Annotated in this window: 5 protein-coding genes; 2 read left to right on the top strand and 3 right to left on the bottom strand. The window is 56.0% G+C overall.

Going from position 1 to position 5897, the window contains the following annotated elements; all coding sequences use genetic code 11:
• Positions 1 to 641 (bottom strand): ribonucleotide reductase N-terminal alpha domain-containing protein (locus ACIQ5B_RS09935; protein ID WP_397598880.1); only part of this gene is annotated, 641 nt, incomplete at its 3' end.
• Between the two features lie 677 nt (positions 642 to 1318).
• Between ACIQ5B_RS09935 and ACIQ5B_RS09930 the strand changes: the two genes are divergently transcribed.
• Positions 1319 to 2845, top strand: a complete 1527-nt coding sequence (locus tag ACIQ5B_RS09930) for a fumarate hydratase (RefSeq protein ID WP_397598879.1) — start codon at positions 1319 to 1321, stop codon at positions 2843 to 2845.
• 77 nt (positions 2846 to 2922) lie between these two features.
• The gene (locus tag ACIQ5B_RS09925) at positions 2923 to 4185 is read left to right on the top strand and encodes an NRAMP family divalent metal transporter (protein ID WP_397598878.1); all 1263 of its coding nucleotides are present in this window, start codon (positions 2923 to 2925) and stop codon (positions 4183 to 4185) included.
• Between the two features lie 19 nt (positions 4186 to 4204).
• Here the strand turns inward: ACIQ5B_RS09925 and ACIQ5B_RS09920 are convergent, their stop codons facing one another.
• Both ACIQ5B_RS09920 and ACIQ5B_RS09915 read right to left on the bottom strand, forming a co-directional pair.
• Complete coding sequence (locus ACIQ5B_RS09920) at positions 4205 to 5191, bottom strand: MlaA family lipoprotein (RefSeq protein WP_397598877.1); 987 nt, start codon at positions 5189 to 5191, stop codon at positions 4205 to 4207.
• Between the two features lie 160 nt (positions 5192 to 5351).
• A partial coding sequence (locus ACIQ5B_RS09915; RefSeq protein ID WP_397598876.1) for an FKBP-type peptidyl-prolyl cis-trans isomerase occupies positions 5352 to 5897 on the bottom strand: 546 nt, incomplete at its 5' end.

Below are 5897 nucleotides of genomic sequence, written 5' to 3'. Positions count from 1 at the left end.
AGGAACTCTTCGATTTCAGGATGGCTGACATCGAGATAGCACGCGGCCGAACCACGACGCAGCGAACCTTGCGAGATTGCGAGCGTAAGGCTGTCCATGACGCGGACAAACGGAATGATGCCGCTGGTCTTGCCATTGAGGCCAACAGGCTCGCCGATGCCTCGCACATTGCCCCAATAGGTGCCAATGCCGCCGCCGCGTGATGCGAGCCAGACGTTTTCGTTCCATGTGTTGACGATGCCTTCCAGGCTGTCGTCGACGCTGTTCAGATAGCAGCTGATAGGAAGACCGCGTCCAGTTCCGCCGTTTGACAGCACTGGCGTTGCCGGCATGAACCAAAGGCGCGAGATATAGTCATAGAGCCGCTGGGCATGATCCTGATCGTCCGCATATGCCGACGCAACGCGGGCAAACAGGTCCTGATAGCTTTCGCCCGGCAACAAATAACGGTCTTGCAGCGTGTCCTTGCCAAATTCGGTCAGCAGGGCGTCGCGCGACGAATCCGTCACAACGTTAAAACGGCGTTCGTCGACGGATTTGCTCGACGCAGCTTTCTTGTCGTCAGCCGGCTTGGCCTCGGCTTCAACCTTAACAGCTTCGGTAGCAACTTTTTCAAGCATATCAGTCATCATTGCGGTCATATCGTCGGCCCCTTGGCCTGCATCCCTGAAATCCATTTAACCCGTTGCTCCATTCATTGCGGCGACCCGAAACTGGATGCCGGTTTCCCGGCGGCCAGCGACCAGTTCAAATATCTGTCGGAAACGCGTGTTCCCATATTGTTCGACTCAGGGCGCGAAATTCCCTCTTAGCATTTTTTGACCACGTCAGGGGTTATATTTTCACTTGTCCCCAGCTTATCGACGGGAAAAATCCCCCCAACAACAGAATCACTATCTGAAGCTGCAAGCACAATTTGTGGTAATGCCCCCTATGGCCAACCGCTACCTATAGTGCCTTATTCATTTTAAGACGCAAGGGGGTAAATCGAAAATTAACCATTCAATTCGTCGCTATTCTGATTCCATTCGTCGCAGTTGTCGGCGGGCAAAAGGTAGCGACGCGTGGACGTTCTAAGTGTTGTTGAAGGCGCAAGATGGAAAATGAGGAATTGAAAATATTTCTGTTGTCAAAATGAACCCAATCTTGCGCGCTGCATTTTGTAGACAGAAACCGGGGCACCGCATCATCCAGACGGGACAAATGTGACCGGCGCATCGGCCGTTCGCTAATATTGATTCAGCCGGTCAGAATGATGCTTGTATCAGTCCCCCGGGACGTTAATGGCGTGGGGGTTCTATCCAGCCTGGGGCCTTATATGACCGTCACCATCCGCAATTCCGATTTGATCGATAGCGTCGCCGACGCGCTGCAATATATCAGCTATTTTCACCCGATGGATTATATCCGGGCATTGGGTGACGCATATACCGCCGAACAGTCACCAGCGGCGAAAGATGCAATCGCGCAAATCCTGACCAACAGCCGGATGTGCGCAGAAGGACATCGACCCATTTGTCAGGACACGGGCATCGTCAATGTCTTCGTCAAATGGGGGATGGATTGCCGGCTGGAGGACACGTCGGCGTCGCTTCAGGAGGTGATCGACGAAGGCGTGCGCCGTGCATATCTGCACCCTGACAACAAACTGCGCGCCTCGGTATTGGCCGACCCCGCTTTCACGCGGCGTAACACAAAAGATAACACGCCCTGCGTCCTGCATGTCGAAATGGTCGCCGGTTCAAAAGTTTCGGTGGATGTCGCGGCAAAAGGCGGCGGCAGCGAGAACAAGTCAAAGTTCAAGATGATGAACCCGTCAGACAATATCGTCGACTGGGTCGTTGAAATGTTGCCGCAAATGGGTGCTGGCTGGTGCCCGCCCGGAATGCTGGGCATTGGTATCGGCGGGACCGCGGAACATTGCGTCTTGCTGGCCAAGCAAGCGTTGATGGAGCCTATCGACATGGGGCCGCTCAAAGCACGCGGGCCACAAAATGATATTGAGGCGATGCGCATTGAGATTTTTGACAAGGTCAACGCGTTGGGTATCGGCGCGCAGGGGCTTGGCGGGCTTTCCACGATCCTTGATGTAAAAATCATGGATGCGCCATGTCATGCTGCGGGCAAGCCGGTTGCGATGATTCCCAATTGCGCGGCGACGCGCCATGCACATTTCACGCTGAATGGGTCGGGCCCTGCCTATCTGGAGGCGCCGAAGCTGGACGAATGGCCGAAGGTAGACTGGAAACCCGATGCAGCCGCGATCCGCGTGGATTTGGACGCACTGACCCCCGCAACCGTGGCCAGCTGGAAACAGGGCGACCGTCTGTTGTTAAACGGCAAGATGCTGACCGGGCGAGACGCCGCACATAAACGCATCGCCGACATGCTGGCTAAGAGCGAAGAACTGCCCGTCAGCTTTAAAGGACGGATGATCTATTATGTCGGCCCGGTCGATCCGGTGGGTGAGGAGATTGTTGGTCCCGCTGGCCCGACGACGGCTACGCGCATGGACAAGTTCATGGACATGATGCTTGAGCAGGGCTTGCTGGCCTGCGTCGGTAAGGCGGAGCGCGGCCCGGCGGCAACACAAGCCATCGCCAAGCATAAAAGCGCATATCTCATGGCCGTTGGCGGTGCCGCCTATTTGGTGGCGCGCGCCATCAAGGGCAGCAAGGTCGTCGGTTTCGAAGATCTGGGCATGGAAGCAATTTACGAATTTGAAGTGCAGGACTTCCCCGTCACCGTCGCGGTCGACAGCGACGGCAACAATGTCCATCAATTGGCACCGGCCTTTTGGCAAAAGCGGATCAAGGACGAGGGATTGCTGGAAAACGCGAGCTAGACTTTCGGCAGCCTGCAACTCTCCGCATCATATAGCGTTGTTGACATTGACGTCATGTGGGCCTGTTATCGGCAGCAATGCGAACCGATAAAAAACCGAGCACAAGCTTCCTCTCACGCCTCGGTCCCGGCCTAGTCACGGGTGCTGCGGATGACGATCCTTCGGGAATCGGCACGCACAGCCAAGTTGGCGCGCAATTTGGTTATGGGTTGAGCTGGACGTTTTTGTTCAGCTTTCCTTTGATGGTCGCCATTCAAGAAGTCGCGGCTGAAATCGGGCGGGTTACCGGTGCAGGTATCGCGCGCAATATGCGCCGACATTACCCCCGGCCCTTGCTGGTGCTGATGGTCGGCCTGCTGCTCATTGCCAACATCGTTAATCTTGGCGCTGATTTGGCCGCGATGGGTGCTGCTGTGGCGCTGCTGATCGGTGGGCCAATAGGGTTATATACGTTATTGTTTGGGGTCTTTTGCATCATCGTTGAAGTGGCGCTATCCTATGAGCGCTATGCCTCGGTGCTCAAATGGGCGACGCTATCGCTATTTGCTTATGTTGCCGTCGTCGTTGTGGCGCAGGTGCCTTGGGGAGAGGCGCTGACCTCGTTGGTTGTTCCGCGCATTGAATGGACCGGCGCCTACGCCACCGCCGTCGTCGCGATATTGGGGACCACCATCAGCCCTTATTTGTTTTTCTGGCAGGCGGGACAAGAGATTGAGGAGCAGAAGCGGCATAAGGTAAAGCCCTTGTGCATCACGCCCAAGGACGCCGGACCTGAATTAAAACGCATCCGGATCGACACGCTGACCGGTATGGCGTTCAGCTCGATCGTGTCGCTGGCTATCGTATTTGCAACCGCCGCGACGCTGCATGCCAATGGCATTCGCGATATCGAAACGTCGGCGCAGGCGGCCGAAGCATTGCGACCTATTGCCGGAAATTTTGCCTTTGCGTTATTCGCGCTGGGTATCATCGGGACAGGGTTGCTCGCGGTGCCGGTGCTTGCCGGGTCGGCGGCTTATGCCGTGACGGAAATGTTCGGCATGGCGGGAAGCCTTGATGCCAAGCCGACCAAGGCCCGCCTGTTTTACGGGACGATAGCCGTAACAACTATGCTTGGCGTATCGTTGCAATATGTCGGCATTGACCCTGCGCGTGCGCTATATTGGGCCGCTGTCGTCAATGGTGTGCTTGCCGCGCCGTTAATGGTCATGATGATGCTCATCGTGCGCAACCCGCGCGCGATGGGGCGGCTGACATTGGGACGCCGTGCGACCATTACCGGATGGATCGCGACGGGGGTTATGGCTGTTGCAACGATCGTGTTTTTCGCCACGCTTTAGAGTAGCGGTGCCGCGCCGCTTATTGGGGTTTAGGTGCGGGCGGCTCTTTGGATGGTTTCTTTGCGGGTGCTGGTAAAGAATCCAGAAACTCCAGTTGGTTGAGGTCTATATTGGCATCGGATCTTTTGCCTTTCAGAACATCAATCTCTGCCTGGCGTTTCATGAGATAATATTCGCGCATCGCGGCATATGGGTTCCCGCTTTGCTGCACCCGCGTCAGAATCGCATCATTTTCGACACGGTCGTCAATCGACGAGAGCGCGCCTTTGGCTGCCGAGACAATGGGGTTGCTAAACGGCTTGCCAACTGCGGCTGGTAAAAGCGAAAGATCCACAACGCGTCCGAAAACATCGCGAACGGTGGTGGATCCAATTAAAGGCAGAAATAAATAGGGTCCGGGGCCAACGCCATAATATCCCAAGGTGTCGGCGAGGCCATTTGACCGGCGCGGCAGTTTGAACGCAGGCTTTTTGGCGACATCAAAAAGTCCGGCCACGCCGATGGTTGAGTTGATGGCAAATCGACCGACGGTTTCAACGGCTTTGCCAATCTTGAACTGGAGCAGAAAATTTACGAAGACGATTGGCTCGTCCAAGTTGTTCAAAAAATTATGCATGCCCGCGCGGATCGGGGCGGGTAATCCATCTCGATAGCCGTACGCGACCGGCGCGATAATGGCTTTATCGACCGACTGTACCGCGCCGAACGACACTTCGTTCACGACCGCAATCGGGTCGCCTTTCGGGGGTCCCTGATTTGCGGTGACAATGATTATGCCCTTTTCGGCCGCAGCCGGCGTAACGGGTCCGACGGGCGTTTGTGTGTCCGAAGGTTGCGACGGAACCTCTGCGCCGTCTGTGGATGGTGGCACAGTGGCTTGCGTACCCTGCTCAGGCGCTGGCGTGGGTGCGCCAGCAGTTTCCATCGCAATAACTGGCTCTACCACAGGCGGAAGCTGCGGGGTCCCCGATAAAAGGGCGATTGCGACGATATTGGTGATGCTCAACGTTGGAACTTTCCGGTCATAACCGCTTGCAAGCGTCTTCCTAAGGGCTGGCCGCCAAGCTGACAACTGCCTTTCAAGGATTTCAGTTCACGCTTAATCGCGCGCTATATTAGGCAATTCCCGATAGAATCCGCAGCTATTGGATAGTTTCGGGGCGGCATTATTGCCCTTGTTGGGCCCGCATCTGCGCATCAATTTGCGCCTGGATTTCGGGAGGTAGGCCCTGCGGTGCGCCGCTGGCCTGTCCACCTTGCTGCTGTTGCATTTCCTGCATTTGCTTTTGCATGGCTTCGATTTCGGCGCGTGATTTGAACTCTAACAATTCGACATCAAAGGTCAGCTCGCTACCGCCGGGGATGGCGACTTGGCCGGTTTGCGGATTACGCTGATCTTCCGGGCCATAGCCAAGCTCGGCCGGGATCCACAGGCGATATTTGCCGCCGCGCTGCATGATTTTAAGGCCTTCTGAAAAGCCGGGAACAACGCCAGAGACGGGGAAGCCGGCCTGAGGATTTTGATCGAAAACCGTGCCGTCTTTCAACATGCCTGTGTAGCTGACGAGTACAACATCATTGTCCGTCGGCGATTTGCCTTCGCCGGTCTGGATAATCTTGTAACGCAATCCTGACGGCGTGGTGACGATATCGCCATATTCCTGCCGCACGTCGCTTGTGCCCCAATATGCCAAACCGCCACCGGCAGCGAG

Source organism: Sphingorhabdus sp. (assembly GCF_044374345.1).
Lineage (GTDB): Bacteria > Pseudomonadota > Alphaproteobacteria > Sphingomonadales > Sphingomonadaceae > Sphingorhabdus_B.
Note: the sequence above shows the minus strand (reverse complement) of the source record. Positions and strands in the feature narration are given on the sequence as shown.